Raw genomic sequence first — 20,009 nt, 5'->3', positions numbered from 1 at the left:
AGCAGCCTCGTTGACATGCGCCTCAAGTCGGACTGGCGGAAGCAGCGACATGCCAGGGGCGGCACCCGGTCAACAGACGCCACGTCGTTGCAGCAATCCACCCGCCAGCCAAGTTTCATTTCATTTTTATTGAGACAGTCCGATACATAGTCCAGGCACATCGCATTGCGCTGCGCCCGGCTGATCGCCTCTTCCCAGCTATCGTCACTGCGCAGCATGTTCGTCATCCTCGGCTACCTCATCACCTTCGGCTGCGTCTTCGGCGTCTTCGTCGCCCATGGCGGCAACATCAAAGTGGTGCTGGAGGCGCTGCCCTTTGAGATGATCACCATCGGCGGTGCCGCCGCGGGCGCCTTCGTGGTGAACAACCAGCCCAAGGTGCTCAAGGCCACCATGGCGGCGCTGCCGCAGCTGCTCAAGGGCGGCAAGTACACCAAGGCGCGCTACATGGAGCTGCTGGCCATGCTCTACGAGATCCTGCAGAAGGCGCGCAAGGAGGGTCTGATGGCCATCGAGGCCGATGTGGACGCGCCCAAGGATTCGGAAATCTTCAAGAAATTCCCCACCGTGGGCACAGACCACCATGTGCTGGAGTTCACGACCGACTATCTGCGCATGATGGTCTCGGGCAACCTCAACGCGCACGAGATCGAGGCGCTGATGGACAGCGAGATCGAAACCCATCACCAGGAGGCGCACGCCCCCGTGGCGGCACTCACGCGGCTGGCCGGCGCGCTGCCGGCCTTCGGCATCGTGGCCGCGGTGCTGGGCGTGGTGAACACCATGGGCTCGGTGGGCCAGCCCCCGGCAGTGCTGGGCGGCATGATTGCCTCTGCCCTGGTGGGCACCTTCCTGGGCATTCTGCTGGCCTATGGCGTGGTGGAGCCGCTGGCCGGGCTGCTGGAACAGAAGGCCGAGGATGCGGGCAAGGAGTTCGCCTGCATCAAGTCCACGCTGCTGGCCAGCATGCAGGGCTACAACCCCGCCACGGCCATAGAGTTCGGCCGCAAGGTGCTGTTCTCTGGCGACCGGCCGAGCTTTTCCGAGCTGGAAAACCACGTCAAGGGCAAGAAATAAGGCGCACAGCCCACGCACACCATGGCCGAGAAAAAGCTCCAGCCCATCATCATCAAGCGCATCAAGAAGGGCGGCCACGCCGCCCATGGTGGCGCCTGGAAGATTGCCTACGCCGACTTCGTTACGGCCATGATGGCCTTCTTTCTGCTGATGTGGCTGCTGGGCTCCACGGCCAAGGGAGAGTTGCAGGGCATTGCGGCGTACTTTGCCTCGCCGCTGAAGGTCTCGATGCAGGGTGGAGATGGCGCGGGCAACAGCTCCAGCATCATCCCCGGCGGCGGCAATGACCTGTCCAAGGTGCATGGCCAGGTGCGCCGTTCGGACTCGGAGAGCCAGAGCAATCTGCGCAGTATCGACACCGTGCGTGCCGAGCGCGCCCGGCAGGACGCGCATCGCATCCGGACGCTGCAGGCCAAGATCGATGCCCTGATCACGGAAAACCCGCGCCTGAACGAATACCGCTCGCAGATCCGCATCGACGTGACGCCCGACGGACTGCAGATCCAGATCGTGGACGACCAGAACCGCCCCATGTTCGACAGCGGTAGCGCCCTGGTCAAACCCTATATGCGCGACATATTGCGCGAGATCGGCGCGGCCCTGGGCGGTGTCGAGAACCGCATCAGCCTGGCCGGCCACACCGATGCCGCGCCCTATGGCAATGGTGATCGCGGCTACAGCAACTGGGAGCTGTCGGCCGACCGGGCCAATGCCTCGCGCCGCGAGCTCGTGGCCGCGGGCATGCCCGATGACAAGCTGGGCCGCGTGGTCGGCCTGGCTGCGAGTGATCTGCTGGAGCCCGACAACCCGCGCGCACCGACAAACCGGCGCATCACCATCACCGTGCTCACGCACGAGGCCGAGGAACGCCTGATGGGCAGCAGGAACGCCCCGCCCACGACACCCACGGCCAGCACGGAATCGCCCGTTCTTTCTGACAAAATACCCGGCAATTAGTAACCAGATGTTCTAGTTGCCATCGCACTGCTCCACCATGACTCCCCACCCATTCCGAAAGGGTCCCTCGTGTCCTCTGCCCTTCGTTTCCTGATCGTTGACGATTTCTCCACCATGCGGCGCATCGTCCGCAACCTGCTCAAGGAGAGCGGCTTCGCCGACGCCGACGAGGCGGAGGATGGCGTGGTGGCGCTGCACAAGCTGCGCAACGGCAAGTTCGACTTTGTCGTGACCGACATCAACATGCCGAACATGAACGGCTTCCAGCTGCTCTCCGAGATCAAGAAGGACGACAAGCTCAAGCATCTGCCGGTGCTCATGGTCACGGCCGAGGCGCGCAAGGAAGACATCGTGGCCGCCGCGCAGGGCGGTGCGGCCGGATACATCGTGAAGCCTTTCACCAAGGCCACGCTGGAGGAGAAGGTGACGCTGATCCTCAAGAAACTGGGGCTTTGATCATGGCGGCCGAGGATCCAGCCCTGGTGCCAGCGGCAAGTGCCGAAGATGTGCATCAGAAGATCGGTCTGCTCACGCGGCAGCTGCATTCGGCGCTCAACGAGCTCGGCTTTGCCGATGCGCTGCGCGGCAGCATGGGCGAGCTGCCCGATGCGCAAAGCCGCCTGTCCTACATCGCGCGCCTCACGGGCGAGGCGGCCGAGAAGGTGCTCGGCCGTGTCGAACAGGCCAAGGCCCAGCATGACTACCTCGCCCACGAGACCGAGCGCGTGACCGCTTCCCTGATGGCCGACCCCGTGGCGGCCGTGGCCAAGGGGGAGGTCTACAACTTCCTCACGGACGTGCGACGCGTGACGCGAGAGGCCGACGCGCACCTGACCGAGATCATGATGGCGCAGGACTTTCACGACCTCACGGGCCAGGTGATTGCGCGCGTGGTCCATCTCGCGAACACCATAGAGCAGCAGCTCGTGCAACTGCTGATACAGACGGCGCCTGCGGGCACCAACCCCGCACCCAGCGCCGCGCCGCCGGTGCGCGAGGGGCTGCAGGGCCCCGTGGTCGAGCCCGACAGCACACCCGACGTGGTCACCAGCCAGTCGCAGGTGGACGATCTGCTGGCCAGTCTGGGCTTCTGAGCGGCCGAGCGCGGCCAGCCGCGGCCATGCGTCACGCGGGCGGCCGCGCGGCCCGATCAATAGCCGCCTCCATACCCCTTTTTTCGGGCTTTAGACCGCGGCCGAGCTCCCGACAATGGCCATGACTATCAGGTCATGCCGCCATGAGCTCCAGCCAAGACAAGCAACTCCCCGCAACCGAGCGCAAGCTGCAGAAGGCGCGCAGCGACGGCCAGGCCGCGCGCTCGCGCGATCTGTCGCACCTGGCCATCCTGGGGGTCGGGGCGCTGGCACTGCTGGTGCTGGCCCCCTGGTTCGTGGAATACCTGCAGCGCATGCTGCGCCAGCAGCTCGCGTTCGATGTGGCGACGGTGCAGGCCACGGGCCAGATGCTCACGCGGCTGCAGACCGTGGCCGTCGTGGGCGTGCTCGCCAGCCTGGCGTTTGCCCTGCTCACCAGCGGCGCCGTGCTGCTCAGCAGCGTGGGTGCCGGAGGCTGGATCTACAGCCTCAAGCCCATCACGCCGCAGTTCAACCGGCTCAACCCCCTGTCGGGCTTCGCCAACCTGTTCTCGAAGCAGCAACTCACCAACGTGTCCAAGATGGTGCTGATGACGGGCATTCTGAGCGCCGTCGCCTGGCAATACATGAGCGGCAGCATAGAGAGGATGGCCGCCCTGGTGCTGCAGCCCTCGCCCTTGTCCCTCGCCCATGCGGGGCAATGGATCATCTCGGGCATGGCGCTGCTGCTGCTGGTGGTGTTCGTGTTCGCCGTGGCCGACGTGCCGCTGCAGGCCTTCTTCTTCAAGCAGCGCCTGAAGATGAGTCACGAGGAGGTCAAGCAGGAGCACAAGGAATCGGACGGCAACCCCCAGGTCAAGGGCAAGCTGCGCCAGAAGGCGCGCGAGATCGCCGACCGCGCGAGCATGGCCGCCGTACCCAAGGCCGACTTCGTCGTGATGAACCCCACGCACTACGCCGTGGCCCTCAGGTACGACGAGGCCACCATGGGCGCGCCCCAGGTCGTCTCCAAGGGCACGGACCTGCTGGCCTTCAGGATCCGCGAGCTGGCCGAGCAGCATGGCGTGCCGGTGCTGCAGTCGCCCATGCTGGCGCGCGCGCTCTACGCCCATGCAGAGCTCGAGCAGCCCATACCGACCCAGCTGTTCACGGCCGTGGCCCAGGTGCTGGCCTATGTGTACCGCCTCAAGGCCGCGCTGCGCGGCGAGGGCGCCATGCCCGGCGAACAGCCCGTGCCGGACGCCCATATCCCGGCCGAACTCGATCCGCACCACCAGATCCCCGCGCATGACGTGGCAGCAGCCACCGGCGCCCTCACCCCGGCAGGCAAGGCATGACGACATCCGCCCCTCTCGACACCATGCGGCAATGGGCCGCAAACCATGGCCAGGCGCTGCAGGGCCTGGCCGCACCGCTGCTGGTGGTCGCCATCCTCGCGCTGATGGTGCTGCCGATTCCGGCCTGGCTGCTCGACACCTTCTTCACGCTCAACATCGCCGTGGCGCTGATGGTGATGATGGTCTCGGCCTACATGCTGCGGCCGCTGGACTTTGCCGCCTTTCCCTCGGTGCTGCTGCTCACCACCTTGATGCGCCTGTCGCTCAACGTCGCGTCCACGCGCGTGGTGCTGCTCGAGGGCCACACCGGCCCGGGCGCGGCCGGTGCGGTGATCGAGGCCTTCGGCCATTTCCTGATCGGCGGCAACTTCGCCGTGGGTTTGATCGTCTTCGCCATCCTCGTCGTCATCAACTTCGTCGTCGTGACCAAGGGCGCGGAGCGCATCGCCGAGGTCTCGGCGCGCTTCACGCTCGACGCCATGCCCGGCAAGCAGATGGCCGTGGACGCGGATCTGAATGCCGGCCTGATCGACGAGAAGGAGGCCAAGCGCCGCCGCGCCGAGGTGCAGGAAGAGGCCAACTTCTTCGGCTCCATGGACGGCGCGAGCAAGTTCGTGCGCGGCGACGCCGTGGCCGGCATCCTGATCCTGCTCATCAACATCGTCGGCGGCTTCTGCATAGGCATGCTCTCGCACGGCCTGTCGGCGGGCGACGCGGCCAACAGCTACATCCTGCTCGCCGTGGGCGACGCGCTCGTGGCGCAGATTCCGGGCCTTCTGATCTCTGTGGCGGCCGCCATGGTGGTCTCGCGCGTGGGCAAGGAAAAGGACATGGGCCAGCAGATCGTGCAGCAGCTGTTCCTGTCCCCGCGCGTGCTCGGCGTGACGGCGGGCGTGCTGATCCTGCTGGGCCTGATACCCGGCATGCCCCATGCCGTGTTCCTCGTCATGGGCAGCGGGCTGGCCTGGGGCGCGTGGCTGCTGCTGAGGCACCAGCAGCAGGCTGCCACGGCCGAGCCCGAGGCGGCGCCCGCACCCGTCAGCGATGGCGAGGCCAGCTGGGACGACCTGCAGCCCGTCGATCTGCTGGGCCTGGAGCTGGGCTACCGCCTGATCGCCCTCGTGGACAAGAACCGCCAGGGCGATCTGCTCACGCGCATCAAGGGCGTGCGGCGCAAGTTTGCGCAGGAGGTGGGCTTTCTGCCGCCCGCCGTCCATGTGCGCGACAACCTCGAGCTCAAGCCCAGCGCCTACCGCGTGCTGCTGCGCGGCGTGGTCGTGGGCGAGGGCGAGGCCTTCCCCGGCATGTTCCTGGCCATCAACCCCGGCGGCATCAGCACGCCGCTGATCGGCACGCCCACCACCGACCCAGCCTTCGGCCTGCCCGCGCACTGGATCGACGCGGCGCAGCGGGAAGCGGCGCAAATGGCGGGATTTACGGTCGTTGATCCGGAAACCGTCATGGCCACCCATTTGTCACACTTGATGCAAGTGCAGGCCGCCAGGCTCCTGTCGCGCACCGAGGTGCAGCAACTCGTGGAGCATGTGGCCAGGCTGGCCCCCAAGCTCATAGAAGAAGTGGTTCCCAAGATGGTCTCGATCACGACGTTCCAGAAAGTGCTGCAGCTCTTGCTGGAAGAGGCCGTGCACATCCGCGACATCCGCACCATCATCGAGACCCTGGCCGAGCATGCCGCCAGCACGCAGGACCCCGCGGAGCTCGCGCGGCGCGTGCGCATCGCGCTGGCGCCGGCCATCGTGCAGCAGATCTACGGCCCGGTGCGCGAGCTCGGCGTGATCGCCATCGAACCCGGTCTCGAGCGCCTGCTGGTGCAGGCCCTCTCCAATGCCAACGCCCCGGCGCTGGACCCCGGCGTGGCCGACCTGCTCACGCAGAAGGCGGCCGAGGTGGCACTCAAGCAGGAAGAGCTCGGCATGCCCGCCTGCCTGCTCGTGCCCGACGCCATCCGCGGCGCCATCGCCCGCCTGGTACGCCGCGTGGCGCCGCGCCTGCAGGTGCTGGCGCACAGCGAGATCCCCGAGACCCACACCATCCGCATCGGCCCCATCCTCCAAGGCGCATCGTCATGAACATCAAACGCTTTATCGCCCCCACCGCCCGCGAGGCACTGGCCAAGGCGCGCATGGCCTTCGGCGAGGGCACGCTGATCCTCTCCAACCGCCCCACGGCCGATGGCGTGGAGGTCATGGCCACGGCGGAGGACGCGCTGTCCTCCAGCCTGCAGGGCGAGGCCGCACCGGCGGCCGGCAGCCGGCTGCAGGAGCGCGCCGACGACATGGCCGCGACGAGGCCGGTCCGCAGGCCGCAGGAAGCACCCCGCCCGGCGCCCGAGTCCGGCGCACGCAGCATCGTCGCCAAGGACACCGAGCAGCTGGCCATGAGCACGCTGTCGTTCCAGGACTATGTGCGCGAGCGCATGCTGCGCCGCCGCCACGAGGCGCTGCATGGCGGCGCCGGCGCGCTGGCCGAGCGCGCTGCGTTCGAGCGCGTCGCTTCCCAGCCGGCTTTCGAGCGCGCCGTCGAGCCCCCGATGCGGCCGGCTGCGCCCCAGCCCCAGCCCATGTCCGTGGTGCGCCACAACCCGTTGCGCGGCATGCATGCGGCTCTCGGGGCCGAGCAGCTCGCGCCGCGCCGCGCCGAGCCCGTGGCGGCACCGGCCCCCACCCTGGCCGCGGGCGCGGGCCAGCAACACCTGATGAAGGAGCTGCAGTCCATGCGCGAGCTCATCGAGGAGCGCTTCAACACCCTGGCCTGGCTGGGCCAGGCCCGGCAGAACCCGATCCAGTCGCAGCTCATGCTCAAGCTCATACGCGCGGGCTACTCGCCCGCGCTCGCGCGCGCGCTGCTCGAACACCTGCCCGAGCAGATGGCCGCGGCCGATGCCGTGCGCTGGCTCATGGAGGTGCTCGAGCGCAACCTGCGCACCGACGCGCAGCAGGCGCCCATCTACGAGCGCGGCGGCATCTACGCCCTGGTGGGCGCGACCGGCGTGGGCAAGACCACCACGGCCGCCAAGCTGGCCGCGCTGTGCGCGCGCGTGCACGGCCCGGGCAGCATCGGACTGATCACGCTGGACACCTACCGCGTGGGCGCCCACGAGCAGCTGCGCAGCTATGGCCGCATGCTGGGCGTGGTGGCCCATCTGGCGCATGACCGCGCCGCGCTGCAGGACCTGCTGGGGCTGCTGGCGGGCAAGAGGATGGTGCTCATAGACACCACGGGCGTGGCCCCGCGCGACCCGCGCCGGCGCGAGCTGCTCGAGGTGCTGGACCTGCCCGAGGTGCAGCGCCTGCTGGTGCTCAACGCCAGCAGCCATGGCGACACGCTGGACGATGTCTTCGGCGCGTTCAAGACCGGCGGCGCACAGCAGGCCATCCTCTCCAAGGTGGACGAGGCCGTGAAGCTCGGGCCCGCGCTGGACGCGCTGATCCGCCACCAGATGGAGCTGCGCGGCGTGACCAACGGCCAGCGCGTGCCCGAGGACTGGGAGCGCGCGGACGCGCAGCGCCTCGTCGCCGCCTCCATGCGCAGCCGCACCAGCTCGGCCTTCGACCCCAAGGAGGCCGAGCTCAACTTCTTCTTCTCGCCGGCCACCGACGCGACCGCCGACCAAGGACTGCCCCATGTTGCTTGACTCCGTCGTTCACCAGGCTCAGGGCCTGCACAGCTACACCCCGCGGCGCGAGCTGCGTCTGCTGCCCGTGGTCGCACCGCCCGAGGATGGTCCATGGCTGGAGCTGCTCTGGCAGCTCTGCGCCCACCTGCAGCGGCTGGGCTACCCCGTGGCCGTGCTCGACGGCACGGCCCTGGAAAGCCACCACAGCCCGGGTCTGGCGCAGCTGCTGGGCGCCCGGCCCTGGCCCGGTGCGCAAGGTCTGGACGCCGGTGCCGCGCACGACCTGTCGCTGGCCGTGCTGCCCGCCGCGCGCGGCCTGGCCTGGCTCGCGGACCGGGCCCAGCTCGGTGACGACGGCGTGCTGCAACGCCTGCAGCCGCTGCTGCGCGCCTATGCGGCCGTGGTGCTCTACGCCCCGGCCGAGCGGCTTGCACCGCTGCTGCTGGGCAGCGCCAGCATTCCGCTGGTCATGACCGGCCCGGGCGCGCAGGGCATGGTGCGCAGCTACCGCCAGCTCAAACATCTGGCGCTGCATGCGGGTGTGCGCTGCACGGTCGCGGCCGTCGTGCCGCCCCAGGCCGCCGCGCAGCCCCACCAGACGGCGCAGGTCCTGGCCACTCTGCAGCGCAGTGCCCACAGGCATCTTGGGCTGCAGGTCCACACCACGACCGTGGCGACCCACAGCCCCAGGGAGATACAGCGTCTCGCCCTGCAGCTCATGGAGAACACCGTCCTGCTCGATTGCGCCATGCCACTGCAGCCGGCCCATGACGCCCCAGCCCATGCCAACGCCCGTACCTGGAGCCATTGAAGCGATGTACACCGCCAAAGGCCAGCTCAACCGCGACGCCATGTTCCACCAGCATGTGCCGCTGGTGCGGCGCATCGCCCATCACATGATTGCCAAGCTGCCACCGAACGTGGAGCTCGACGACCTGATCCAGGTCGGCCTGATCGGCCTCAATGACGCGCTCTCGCGCTACGAGGCGTCGCAGGGCGTGCAGTTCGAGACCTTCGCCAGCCAGCGCATACGCGGCGCCATGCTCGACGAGCTGCGCGACGGCGACTGGATGAGCCGCGGCGCACGCAAGAGCCAGAAGGACATAGAGCAGGCCCTGCAGCGCGTGGAGCAGCGCCTCGGGCGCAGCCCCCTGGAGTCGGAAATCGCCGCCGAGCTGGGGCTGAGCCTGCAGGACTATCAGGCGCTGCTGGGCAAGGTGCGCGGCACGCAGCTCGTGTATCTGGAGGACATGACCGGCAGCGACGAGGGCGACGAAGGCTTTCTGGACCGCCATGCGGCCGACGAGGGCGCGGACCCCATGTCCATGCTGCGCGACCGGCGCCTGCGCACGGCGCTGGTGGCTGCGATCGGACAGCTGCCCGAACGCGAGCAGCACATCATGGGCATGTACTACGAGCACGACATGAATCTCAAGGAGATCGCCGCCGTGCTCGGCGTGACCGAGTCGCGCGTGTGCCAGCTGCACAGCCAGGCCATCGCACGGCTGCGCACCAAGATGCGGGAACATTGACGATTTTTGGCTCCAGCACGCTTGCACAGTGCGCTGACAGCTATTCTTTCAATAGTACACAACAACAGCCAGCGGCTACTGGACGTCCACCGGCAGCTGCGTGCGCCGCCACGCCGCCGGCGGCAGTCCGGTGGCGCGCTTGAAGGCGCGCGCAAACGCGGCCTCGGACTCGTAGCCGACCTCCAGCGCCACCGCGGCCACGTTGGCATCGCCCTCGCGCAGCAGGCGCGCGCCGCATTGCATGCGCCAGTTGGTCAGGTACTGTGCCGGCGGCATGCCGGTCAGTGACACGAAGCGCTCGTGCAGGGCCGAGCGCGAGAGCCCGACGCGCTGCCCCAGCTCCTCCAGCGTCCACGGGTGCGCGGGTTCGGCATGCATGAGGCCTATGGCCCGCCCCACCTGACGGTCGCGCAGCGCGCCCAGCCAGCCCTGCGCCTCGGCCGGCAACGAATCGAGATAGCGCCGCGCGCCGTCGACGAACACCATCTCGCTCACGCGCTGCAGCAGCGCGTTGCCGCCGGGGCGCCGCAGGTCGGTCTCGCTGGCCGCCTGTTCGAGCATGGGCGCGACCCACGCGCCCATGCCACCGGCCGGCAGGTGCAGCAGCCTGGGCAGCGCATCGATCAGGGGATTGAAGGGCCTGAGGTCGCAGGCGATGAAGCCGCACAGGATGACCGTGCTGCTCTCCTCGGGCGGCAGGCCGCTGCCCGCCGCGAACATGCCGCCGCGGTAGCTGATCGGAATGGGCTTGGGGTCATCGCGCATGCGAAACAGCCAGTCGCCCTCGGCCGCGGCCTCGTCGGCCGGCGCCACGCCGGGCGCACTGGACACGACATGCCTGTCGCCATGCGGCAGCATCACGACCTCGCCCTCGTGCATGCGCTGCGGCGGCTCGCCGTCGATCGCGATCCACCCCTGGCCCTTGATGAACATGTGGTACTCGATCACATGTTCGGCGCCCGGCATCACCGCGGGGCCGAGCTCGCCGGACGGCGGCGCCAGCGCCGCCCACTCGTCGCGGCAGCTCACGTGAAAGAACACCGAGCCGCGCAGGCGCACGCTGCGCAGCACATCGGACAGGGGATCGAGCGTGGTCATCGCAACACCTCGGCGCATTGGTGGACGCTGGAGCAAAGAGTCAGGACGCAGGGTGAAGCGTCAAAGGCCGCACAAGCGAATCATCGGCTCACCGACCAACGATGTGTCGGCACCTCAACCAGCCAAGGGATACAGACACCATGACCACCACCTCGACAGCGCCGGATTTTGCGGCCATCAAGCAGCGTCAGCAAGCCACCTGGGCCAGCGGTGATTACGCCATCGTCGGCACCACCCTGCAGATCGTCGGCGAGAGCCTCGCCGAGGCCGCCGACATACGTGCGGGCGAGCAGGTGCTCGACGTCGCAGCGGGCAACGGCAACGCCACCCTGGCCGCGGCACGCCGCTACGCCCGCGTGACCTCCACCGACTATGTTGCCGCCCTGCTCGAGCGGGGCCGGCGCCGCGCCGAGGCCGATGGGCTCGAGGTCCGCTTCCTGACCGCCGATGCCGAGGCCCTGCCCTTCGAGGCGGCGAGCTTCGATGTCGTGATGTCCACCTTCGGCGTGATGTTTGCGCCCGACCAGGCCACCGCGGCGCGCGAGATGCTGCGCGTGGTGCGCCCGGGCGGCCGCATCGCCCTGGCCAACTGGACGCCGCCCGGCTTCATCGGCCGCCTGTTCAAGACCATAGGCGCCCATGTGGCACCGCCTGCCGGCGTGAAGTCACCGGCGCTGTGGGGCAGCGAGGAGCATCTCGTCTCGCTGTTCGGGCCGCACGCCCGCGACCTGCGCGTGCAGCACCGGCTGTTCAACTTCCGTTATCGCTCGGCCGAGCATTTCGTGCAGGTCTTTCGCGACTACTACGGCCCCACGCACAAGGCCTTCGCCGCACTGGACGCGACCGGCCAGGCCGCGCTCGAGCGCGACATCCTGTCGCTGCTGAACGAGCTGGACATAGGCCGTGGCCATGGCCTCGTGGTGCCAGGCGAGTACGCCGAGGTCGTGATCACGGTGGCATGACGTGATGGCGCACGGCCATCGGGGCCGCAAGGCGCAAGCCGACGGCCCCAGCCCACCGGGTGCACCACCCCTTTCTCCGCAAAGGTTCACGATGCCTGCCATGCACCGCAGCCCGCCCGGTCGGCGTCCCCACGACGCACGCGGCATTGCGCTGAGCGGCGCCACGACCGGCGCCGCGCACGCCTACGAGCGGGCACTGTGCGCCGCACGCAGCTGGCGCATGGGCGCCGACGCATGGCTGGACGACGCGCTGCACGCCGCGCCGGCCTTCGTCATGGCCCATGCGCTGCGCGCCTACCTGCTGCTGTGCAGCCGCGATCCGCGGCAGCATCGCGCGGCGCGGACCGTCCTGGATGCGGCGCGCGGCCTGCCCGCCGACCGGTTTGAGCGGCTCCACCTGACCGCCATCGGCGCCGCGCTCGACGACGACCTCGGGCGCATGCGCGCCTGCCTCGACCGACTGCTGGACGCGCGGCCCCATGACCTTCTCGCGCTGCAGGTGGCGCAATCGATCGACTACCTCACGGGCGACACGGTGCGCATGGGCGCGCGCGTGGGGGCCACGCTGCGGCGCCTTTCCCCCGGCATGCCGGGGTATGGCTCGGCGCTGGCCATGCATGCCTTTGCCCTGGTCGAGACCGGCGACCTGGCGCGCGCCGAGGATGCGGCGCAGCGCGCCCTGGAGCTGGACGCCCTCGATGCGCGCGCGCACCATGCGATGGCCCATGTCTTCGAAATGTCCGAGCGGCCCGACGAGGGCCTGCGATGGATGCATGCGCATGCCGCGGCCTGGTCCGATGGCACCACCTTCGCCACGCATGGCTGGTGGCACACGGCTCTGTTCCACCTGGCATGCGGCGACGCGGCGTGCGCACTCGCGATCTACGATCGACAGGCGCCCCACCCTCGGCTTTCCCCGGCGCTGTCGGACCTGATCGATGCCACGTCGCTGCTCTGGCGCATCCGGCTGCAGGCGCGCGATGCCGATGTCGGCGGGCGCGCCACCGATCTCGCCCTGGCCTGGGAGCCGCACATCGAGGACGGGACCTGCAGCTTCGCCGACGTGCACGCCATGCTCGCGTTCGCCATGGCCGACGACGGCGGCCGCGCCGAACGACTCGAGCAGGCGCTGCTGCGCAGCGCCGCGCGGCCCACGCGCCATGGCGAGACGACGCGCGAACTCGGCCTGCCCGCCGTGCGCGCGCTGCGCGCCTTCGTGCGTGGCGACCTGATGGTGGCGATTGCGCTGCTGGCCAGCCTGTCCCCAGTGGCGCACCGGCTCGGCGGCAGCCACGCACAGCGCGACGTTCTGCCGCTCACGCTGGTCGCGGCGGTCGAGGGCGCGCGACGGCCTGCCCGTGTGGCAAGACACTATCGCCCGACATCCGCGACCGGCAGGGAACGCACCCCACCCATTGGGCATGTGCTGCCCGCCATCGCACAGGCGGGAGCGATGCAAGCGCCGTGAGACAGGCAGGACTACCTTGGCGCGCGATGCAAGCGCGCCCTCTGCGCTCCGCCGGCGGGGCCATAGGTCACGCCCTGCACCGGCGGCAGCAGCGAGGCCGCCTGCCGCTCGGTCAGCGCCTGCACGCGCGCCAGCTGGTTGCGCACCAGGTTCAGCTGCGTGGCGGTGGCCAGCACGCGTTCGGTCATGTCCTCGGGCACGCCGGGGCCCATGGCCTGGGCGAGCCCAAGCACCGCCTCGCGCAGCTGAATGGCGGCCTGCTCCAGCAGTTGAGGATCCAGGGACAGAAGCGCAGCCTGCATCTCCTGCAGCTGCGCATCGATGTGGGAGAGGGTGTCGTCCAATGACATGCAGGTCTCCTCGCCTGGAGGCAATGAATCAGCCGCGGGTGTGCGACAGGACTTCCTGCGCGTTGGCCAGCAGCTTGTCGGCCACGGCCTCGGCGTCGACCTTGAAGGTACCGTTTTCGATAGCGGCCTTGACGGCCCTGACCTTGCCGGCATCGAAGTCCGCGGTGCTGCGGCCGGCCTCGACGCCGCGCGCCGCCGACGACAGCGTGACAGGCACTCCCGCCGTGGCACGCGACGCAGTCTGCGCTGCGGCCTCGGCGGCCGGCGCGGGCGCAGCCGCCCTGGCCTGCTGCCTGGCGGCGGCCTGGGACACGAGATTCGCGCTATCCGGGTTGTTGCCTATCTTCATCACACTCTCCACTCCCCCGCTGGACCGCAGGGCCGGTAGCCATGTTTTCGGTCAGTGGATCGGGGACTTTAGCGGTTTATTGAGGGCAAGCACTCACAAAGCCGCCTCTATCGTCCCGTCGGATAGAACAATGCCGCTTACTAGCCTGCCATTCGCCATGCGGACACGAATATTCTGCCCCTCGCTGCCGGCACTGAGGGCCCGGCCCACCGCTGTGACCGCGTACCCCTGCCCTTGAGCCACCACGCGCACCTGTGCGCCTGACTTGAACAAATCGGGCGCGCGCACCATGTCCTGGCGCAGCGCCTGACCGGCAAGCAGCGGGCGCGCGGCGATCTGTCCGACCCAGGCCTCGGGGTTGGCGACGATGGCGGCGCGCTCCGCGGCCCAGTCCACCTCGGACTCCATGGCATCGTGCTGCGTCAGCACGGTGCCCGTGGCCACATTGCCGGCCAGCACCCACGCAGGTCCGTAGGCCTTGACGGTGATGGGCAGAAACACGTTCCAGCGCACGCCACCGTCGACACAGCGCAGCCCCAGGCGCGTGCGCCCCCACAGGCGCGCGCCGGCGGGCAGATAGGGCTCGACCCGCGCGCAGGGCGCAAGGCGCAGGCGCGGATCGAGTTGGCCCACGCTCACCTCCATGCGCAGCGGCAGGGTGCCGCCCGTGGCTGGCTGCGCCAGCGCCTCGTCGAGCCAGCGCTGGGTGATGGCGCCGAGCTCGGGCGTCTGGTCGGCCCGGGCCGACATGGATAGGCACAGGCCGGCAACGACGGCCAGGCAGCGCAGCAAGGCGCCACGACGCGGGTGATGGGACGAACAGGACGGCATGGCAGATCTCCGGCAGCAGGGGCGCCCGCCGCATGGCCGGCCAGGGGCGCCATTCTTGAGCCGTCAATGTAGGGCGCGGTGCGGGCCGGGGAACGCCCGAACAACGCCTCAAACCCAGCGTTCTTCGCGCCTTCGCGCATGTGGGCCGTTTTGATAATCGACGCACGCCACCAACCGCTCACCTCAAGGCAGGCCACCATGCTCGACAAACTGACCCAGCGACTGGATTTTCACGGCAACGCGCTGCTGCTGCGTGCCGAGCGCCAGCGCGTCATCGCGAGCAACATCGCCAACGCAGACACGCCGGGCTATGTGGCGCGCGATGTCAGGTTTGCGGACGCCATGCGCGCCGCGCAGGGCATGCAGTCCCCGACCGGCATGCGCCAGCAGAGCACGAGCGATGCGCGCCATATCCCCCTGCCGGCCGCGACCGGCGGCAGCTCGGACAGCCGGCTCGGCTACGGCCTGCAGACCCAGCCCAGCCTGGACAACAACAGCGTGGACATGGACCGCGAGCGCGCCGCCTTCGTGGACAACGCCGTGCGCTACGAGGCCACGCTGCGCTTCATCAACGGCAACGCCAAGACCATGCTCAGCGCCATCCAGGGCCAGTAACCAGGAACCCAGACCATGTCCATGTTCTCCATCTTCAACGTCTCGGGCAGCGCCATCAGCGCGCAGTCGCAGCGCCTGAACGTCGTCGCCAGCAACCTGGCCAACGTGGACGCCGTGGCCGGCCCCGACGGCCAGGCCTACAGGGCGCGCCAGGTGGTGTTCCAGACCACACCCATGGGCCCGGACGGCGCCGCCGGCGTGCGCGTCTCCACCATCCAGGAGAGCGATGCACCGGGCCGGCGCGTGCACGACCCGGCCAACCCCGTGGCCGACGCCGAGGGCTATGTGACGCACGCCAACGTGAACGCGGTGGAGGAGATGGTCAACATGATCTCGGCCTCGCGCTCGTACCAGAACAACGTGGAGGTCATGAACACGGCCAAGTCGCTGCTGCTCAAGACCCTGCAGATGGGCCAGTAAGCCACGGAGAGCCTCGCATGTTTATTTCTCCCATAGACACCAGCGCCCTGGATGCCGGCGCCACCACCACCTCGACAAGGCGCGACTCATCCACCGACCCGGCCGCGATGCAGGACCGGTTTCTGAAGCTGCTCGTCGCCCAGCTCAACAACCAGGATCCGATGAATCCGCTGGACAACGCACAGATGACGACGCAGATGGCCCAGATCAACACCGTGACGGGCCTGCAGACGCTGAACCTGACCATGCAGACCATGGCCGAGCAGTTCAGCACCATGCAGCAGATCCAGGGCATCTCTCTGATCGGGCGCTCGGTGCTCTCCGAGGGCAACAACCTGACCTTCACCGACGACGCTGGCAAGGGCCTCTTCAACCTGGCCGGTGCCGCCACCGGCGTGAAGGTGGAGATCGTCACGCCCGGCGGCGTGGTGGTCGACACCATGGACATGGGTGCACTGGAGGGTGGCCGCCACAGCTTCGACTGGGATGCGGGCAAGTACAGCGGCAACGCGAGTGACCTGCGCTTTCGCGTGACGGCCACGAACGGAGAAAGCGCCGTCCAGGCCACCACACTCGCGCAGTCAAAGGTCATGGCCACGGGCTCCAATGCGGGAGCCCTGACGCTGACGCTGGACAACGGCAACACCGTCAACTACGCCAAGGTCCTGGGCGTGCTCTGATCACGCACACCAACAACCGACAGGGAGAACACCATGGGTTTCCAACAAGGCCTCTCGGGCCTGAATGCATCGTCGAAAAACCTGGACGTCATCGGCCACAACATCGCCAACTCGGGCACGGTGGGTTTCAAGGCATCGCGCACCGAGTTCGCCGACATGGTGGCATCTGCCATCGGCACCTCGGGCGGCACCAACGCCGGCATTGGCGTGCAGGTGGGCGCCGTGGCGCAGCAGTTCACGCAGGGCAACATCACCGTCACGGGCAACAACCTCGACGTGGCCATCAATGGCAATGGGTTCTTCATCCTTCAGCCAAGCAACGGCTCTCCACACACGTACACCCGCGCCGGCAACTTCAAGTTGGACGATCTTGGCAACCTGGTCACCAACAGCGGTGAAAAATTGATGGGCTACCCAGCCGGCAGCACCACGTTGGCTCCCATCGTGTTTCCGACGGGGGCGTACATCGCTCCGCAGAAGACCGGCAGTGTTTCCGCCGAATTCAATCTTGACGCTCGCGCGACGGTGGGCACCATGTACGGAACATCCATTCAGGTCTTTGACGATCTTGGGAAGCCCATCACGGTGGACTTCGAATTCACCAACACCGGCCCCAATGCCTGGAGCGCCACAGCAGCGGTGGCAGGGGGCGCCCCGATCACTCTGCCGCCCCTGAGCTTCGATCCCAGCAGCGGCTCCATCACGGCCGGAGCCACAGGAACGCTCAACATTCCCAGCCCGCCGGCTTCGACCGCCTTTTCAACCAGTGTTGATTTCAGCCGCGCAACGCAATACGGCGCGAAGTTTGCCGTCACCGATCTGACGCAAACGGGCTACACCGCAGGCAGCCTCACCGGCATCAACATCGGTGACGACGGACGGATCATGGCCCGCTACTCCAACGGCGTGACCAGATCGGAAGGATCACTGGCACTGGCGAATTTTCGCAACACCCAGGGGCTCGCGCCCATAGGCAACAACAACTGGGCGGCGACCATCGAGTCTGGCCCTGCCGTCCCTGGCCAGCCCGGCAGCGGCAACCTCGGCGCGCTGCGCTCGGGCGCGCTGGAGGACTCCAACGTGGACCTGACGGCCGAGCTCGTGAACATGATGACCGCGCAGCGCGCCTACCAGGCCAACGCGCAAACCATCAAGACGCAGGACCAGGTCATGTCCACCCTCGTCAACCTGCGCTGACACCCGCTGACGCAGAGGCCACGCCATGGACCGCATCATCTACACCAGCATGACCGGCGCGAGTGCGGCAGCGCACCGCCAGTCGGTGCTGTCGCACAACCTGGCCAACGTCTCCACGAACGGCTTTCGCGCCGAGATGTCCAACTTCCGCTCCGTGCCGCTGCAGGGCAGCGGATCGACCACACGCGTGTTCGCGCTCGAGGCCACCTCGGGTCATGTCGAGACCCCCGGCCCGGTGCAGCGCACGGGCCGCAACCTCGATGCCATGGCCATGGGCAATGCCTGGTTTGCCGTGCAGGGGCTGGACGGCACAGAGGCCTACACGCGCGCCGGCAACTTCGAGCTCACGCCCGAGGGCCAGCTCGTCACGCCCACCGGCCTGCCCGCGCTCTCGGACGGCGGCACACCCATCACCGCGCCTCAAGGGGCCGAGCTGACGCTGGGTGCGGACGGCACCATCACCGCCCAGGTGCCCGGCCAGCAACCGCAGAACCTGGGCCGGCTGAAACTGGCCACGCCCCAGCAGGACGACCCGCTGCAGCGCGGTGACGACGGGCTGTTTCGCACCGCCTCGGGCGAGCCCATGGCCAGCGACCCGGGCGCCCGCCTGCTGGCCGGCGCGCTCGAGGGCTCGAACGTGAACCCGGTGGAGGCCATGGTCGGCATGATCGCCGCGGCGCGCCAGTTCGAGCAGCAGATGCGCCTGCTGCAGACCGCCGAGAACGATGACAAGTCGGCAGCACAGCTGCTGAGCCTGAATGGCTAAACAACCGCCTCCCTGGCCCGTCATCCCCGCGCACGCGGGGATCCAGCGCCCGTCGTGCCGCCTGTGGATTCCCGCCTGCGCGGGAATGACAGCAGCTTCTTCCGAAGGAGAAAACCCATGATCAATTCCCTGTGGATCGCCAAGACCGGCATGAGCGCCCAGCAGACCCAACTGGACGTGATCTCGCACAACCTGGCCAACGTCTCCACCACCGGCTTCAAGCGCAACAACGCGGTGTTCGAGGACCTGATCTACCAGAACCTGCGCCAGGTCGGCAGCCAGACCAGCGAGGAGAACCAGCTGCCCACGGGCCTGCACCTGGGCCTGGGCGTGCGCACCGTGGCCACCAGCCGCAACTTCACGCAAGGCAGTCTGCAGCAGTCGAACAACAGCCTGGACGTGGCCATCAACGGCGACGGCTTCTTCGAGATCCAGCTGCCCGACGGCACCATTGGCTACACGCGCGACGGCTCGTTCCAGCTCGACTCGCAGGGGCGCCTGGTGACGTCAGGCGGCCTGCCCGTGGGCAACGGCATCACCGTCCCGCAGGGAGCGAGCAGCGTCAGCATCAGCGAATCCGGGGTAGTCAGCGCTGTCGTCGCGGGCAGCACCGCACCGGTGGAGCTGGGCCAGCTGGCCATGTCCAGTTTCATCAATCCCGCGGGGCTGCAGCCCGTGGGGCAGAACATGTACAAGGAGTCGGCCGCCTCGGGCCCACCACAGCAGGGTCAGCCGGGCACGAACGGCCTGGGCGTCATGCGCCAGGGCTTTCTCGAGACCTCCAACGTCAACGTGGTCGAGGAGCTCGTGACCATGATCCAGACCCAGCGCGCCTACGAGATGAACTCCAAGGCCATTCAGACCAGCGACCAGATGCTGGCCAAGCTGTCGCAGCTGTGAGGGCAAGCGCCATGACCGCCTCCTTGCGCCTGATCGCCCCCGCCGCCCTGGCCCTGCTGGCCGCGGGCTGCGCCAGCCTGAACCCACCGCCGCCCGTGGACCTGCTGCCCACGGCGGCGCCGCCCGTGGCCGCCACGCCGCGCCCCACGGGGCCGGCCACGGGCAGCCTGTTCCACGCCGCGAGCTACCGCCCGGCCTTCGAGGACCGGCGCGCGCGTCTGGTGGGCGACATCGTCACCATACAGATCGTGGAGAAGGTCACGGCCAAGCAGAACTCCAGCTCCAGCATCGACCGCAGCTCCAAGACATCGGCAGGCATCTCGGCCTTTCCGTTCGTCGGCGCGAGCAAGCTGGGCAAGCTGGACCTGGGCGCGACCAGCGCCAACGAGTTCTCCGGCAAGGGCGGCACGGAGAGCAGCAACACCTTCACCGGCTCGATCTCGACCACCGTCATCGAGGTGCTGCCCAACGGCCACCTGGTGGTGGCGGGCGAGAAACAGATCGGCGTGAACGAGAACGTGGACGTGCTGCGCTTCTCGGGCACGGTGGACCCGCGCTCGCTGCAGCCGGGCAGCGTGGTGGCCTCCACCCAGGTGGCCAATGCGCGCCTGCAGTCGCGCGGGCGCGGCGCGCAGAGCGAGGCCCAGGCCATGGGCTGGCTGTCGCGCGCCTTCAATTCCGTCGCCCCTTTCTGACTATCACTTTAATAGCTTCCAGCGCTTTACAGCAAAGCGCTTGA

At 68.4% G+C, this 20,009-nt stretch carries 22 protein-coding genes; 18 read left to right on the top strand and 4 right to left on the bottom strand.

The genetic code is table 11. The annotated features are described in order from the left end of the window. Window positions 1–216: 216 nt before the first annotated feature. The 9 genes from motA to ABUE11_RS02345 all read left to right on the top strand — a co-directional run bounded on the left by motA (window position 217) and on the right by ABUE11_RS02345 (window position 9,634). Entirely contained in the window at window positions 217–1,077 is an 861-nt protein-coding gene (gene motA, locus ABUE11_RS02385) for a flagellar motor stator protein MotA (RefSeq protein WP_367067459.1), read from the top strand. Window positions 1,078–1,098: 21 nt separating this feature from the next. Next, on the top strand, window positions 1,099–2,034 hold the full coding sequence (motB, locus tag ABUE11_RS02380; protein WP_367067457.1) for a flagellar motor protein MotB: 936 nt from the start codon (window positions 1,099–1,101) through the stop codon (window positions 2,032–2,034). Between the two features lie 69 nt (window positions 2,035–2,103). After that, entirely contained in the window at window positions 2,104–2,490 is a 387-nt protein-coding gene (cheY, locus tag ABUE11_RS02375; RefSeq protein WP_367067455.1) for a chemotaxis response regulator CheY, read from the top strand. Window positions 2,491–2,492: 2 nt separating this feature from the next. After that, window positions 2,493–3,128, top strand: coding sequence for a protein phosphatase CheZ (locus ABUE11_RS02370; protein ID WP_367067454.1), 636 nt, complete (start codon window positions 2,493–2,495; stop codon window positions 3,126–3,128). A gap of 143 nt (window positions 3,129–3,271) precedes the next feature. Further along, window positions 3,272–4,465 (top strand): EscU/YscU/HrcU family type III secretion system export apparatus switch protein, encoded by a 1,194-nt coding sequence (locus ABUE11_RS02365; RefSeq protein ID WP_367067453.1) that lies wholly within the window; start codon window positions 3,272–3,274, stop codon window positions 4,463–4,465. Further along, window positions 4,462–6,555, top strand: coding sequence for a flagellar biosynthesis protein FlhA (flhA, locus tag ABUE11_RS02360; protein ID WP_367067452.1), 2,094 nt, complete (start codon window positions 4,462–4,464; stop codon window positions 6,553–6,555). The genes ABUE11_RS02365 and flhA overlap by 4 nt, the downstream gene beginning before the upstream one ends. Then, window positions 6,552–8,120, top strand: a complete 1,569-nt coding sequence (flhF, locus tag ABUE11_RS02355) for a flagellar biosynthesis protein FlhF (RefSeq protein WP_367067451.1) — start codon at window positions 6,552–6,554, stop codon at window positions 8,118–8,120. The genes flhA and flhF overlap by 4 nt, the downstream gene beginning before the upstream one ends. Next, the gene (locus tag ABUE11_RS02350) at window positions 8,110–8,913 is read left to right on the top strand and encodes a hypothetical protein (protein WP_367067450.1); all 804 of its coding nucleotides are present in this window, start codon (window positions 8,110–8,112) and stop codon (window positions 8,911–8,913) included. Before flhF ends, ABUE11_RS02350 begins: the two co-directional genes overlap by 11 nt. Window positions 8,914–8,917: 4 nt before the next feature. Then, window positions 8,918–9,634 carry an RNA polymerase sigma factor FliA gene (locus ABUE11_RS02345; RefSeq protein WP_367067449.1) on the top strand — a complete coding sequence of 239 codons (717 nt, stop codon included), beginning with the start codon at window positions 8,918–8,920 and terminating at the stop codon, window positions 9,632–9,634. A 75-nt stretch (window positions 9,635–9,709) separates the two neighbouring features. Here ABUE11_RS02345 and ABUE11_RS02340 read toward each other — a convergent pair whose 3' ends face one another. After that, window positions 9,710–10,732 (bottom strand): AraC family transcriptional regulator, encoded by a 1,023-nt coding sequence (locus ABUE11_RS02340; RefSeq protein ID WP_367067448.1) that lies wholly within the window; start codon window positions 10,730–10,732, stop codon window positions 9,710–9,712. Window positions 10,733–10,872: 140 nt separating this feature from the next. Here ABUE11_RS02340 and ABUE11_RS02335 point away from each other — a divergent pair, with 140 nt between their 5' ends. Beyond that, window positions 10,873–11,694 (top strand): class I SAM-dependent methyltransferase, encoded by an 822-nt coding sequence (locus ABUE11_RS02335; RefSeq protein WP_367067446.1) that lies wholly within the window; start codon window positions 10,873–10,875, stop codon window positions 11,692–11,694. Between the two features lie 100 nt (window positions 11,695–11,794). Continuing rightward, window positions 11,795–13,162 carry a tetratricopeptide repeat protein gene (locus ABUE11_RS02330; RefSeq protein ID WP_367067445.1) on the top strand — a complete coding sequence of 456 codons (1,368 nt, stop codon included), beginning with the start codon at window positions 11,795–11,797 and terminating at the stop codon, window positions 13,160–13,162. Between the two features lie 11 nt (window positions 13,163–13,173). Here the strand turns inward: ABUE11_RS02330 and ABUE11_RS02325 are convergent, their stop codons facing one another. The 3 genes from ABUE11_RS02325 to flgA form a co-directional block, all read right to left on the bottom strand. Then, window positions 13,174–13,512, bottom strand: coding sequence for a hypothetical protein (locus ABUE11_RS02325; protein WP_367067444.1), 339 nt, complete (start codon window positions 13,510–13,512; stop codon window positions 13,174–13,176). 28 nt (window positions 13,513–13,540) lie between these two features. Then, window positions 13,541–13,861: a flagellar biosynthesis anti-sigma factor FlgM gene (gene flgM, locus ABUE11_RS02320; RefSeq protein ID WP_367067442.1), complete on the bottom strand. Its 321-nt coding sequence runs from the start codon at window positions 13,859–13,861 to the stop codon at window positions 13,541–13,543. A 93-nt stretch (window positions 13,862–13,954) separates the two neighbouring features. Further along, window positions 13,955–14,611 carry a flagellar basal body P-ring formation chaperone FlgA gene (gene flgA / locus ABUE11_RS02315; RefSeq protein WP_367068724.1) on the bottom strand — a complete coding sequence of 219 codons (657 nt, stop codon included), beginning with the start codon at window positions 14,609–14,611 and terminating at the stop codon, window positions 13,955–13,957. 279 nt (window positions 14,612–14,890) lie between these two features. Here flgA and flgB point away from each other — a divergent pair, with 279 nt between their 5' ends. The 7 genes from flgB to ABUE11_RS02280 all read left to right on the top strand — a co-directional run bounded on the left by flgB (window position 14,891) and on the right by ABUE11_RS02280 (window position 19,965). Next, window positions 14,891–15,307 carry a flagellar basal body rod protein FlgB gene (flgB, locus tag ABUE11_RS02310; protein ID WP_367067441.1) on the top strand — a complete coding sequence of 139 codons (417 nt, stop codon included), beginning with the start codon at window positions 14,891–14,893 and terminating at the stop codon, window positions 15,305–15,307. Between the two features lie 15 nt (window positions 15,308–15,322). Further along, window positions 15,323–15,727, top strand: coding sequence for a flagellar basal body rod protein FlgC (gene flgC, locus ABUE11_RS02305; protein WP_367067440.1), 405 nt, complete (start codon window positions 15,323–15,325; stop codon window positions 15,725–15,727). 17 nt (window positions 15,728–15,744) lie between these two features. Further along, complete coding sequence (locus ABUE11_RS02300; RefSeq protein WP_367067439.1) at window positions 15,745–16,407, top strand: flagellar hook capping FlgD N-terminal domain-containing protein; 663 nt, start codon at window positions 15,745–15,747, stop codon at window positions 16,405–16,407. A gap of 33 nt (window positions 16,408–16,440) precedes the next feature. Then, on the top strand, window positions 16,441–17,604 hold the full coding sequence (gene flgE, locus ABUE11_RS02295) for a flagellar hook protein FlgE (protein WP_367067438.1): 1,164 nt from the start codon (window positions 16,441–16,443) through the stop codon (window positions 17,602–17,604). A 25-nt stretch (window positions 17,605–17,629) separates the two neighbouring features. Next, on the top strand, window positions 17,630–18,370 hold the full coding sequence (gene flgF / locus ABUE11_RS02290) for a flagellar basal-body rod protein FlgF (RefSeq protein WP_367067437.1): 741 nt from the start codon (window positions 17,630–17,632) through the stop codon (window positions 18,368–18,370). Window positions 18,371–18,487: 117 nt separating this feature from the next. Beyond that, complete coding sequence (flgG, locus tag ABUE11_RS02285; protein ID WP_367067436.1) at window positions 18,488–19,270, top strand: flagellar basal-body rod protein FlgG; 783 nt, start codon at window positions 18,488–18,490, stop codon at window positions 19,268–19,270. Between the two features lie 11 nt (window positions 19,271–19,281). Next, window positions 19,282–19,965, top strand: coding sequence for a flagellar basal body L-ring protein FlgH (locus ABUE11_RS02280; RefSeq protein ID WP_367067435.1), 684 nt, complete (start codon window positions 19,282–19,284; stop codon window positions 19,963–19,965). Window positions 19,966–20,009: the final 44 nt, after the last annotated feature.

It is taken from the genome of Oryzisolibacter sp. LB2S, assembly GCF_040732315.1.
Taxonomy (GTDB): domain Bacteria; phylum Pseudomonadota; class Gammaproteobacteria; order Burkholderiales; family Burkholderiaceae_C; genus Alicycliphilus; species Alicycliphilus soli.
This window is presented reverse-complemented; position numbering and strand designations above follow the sequence as displayed.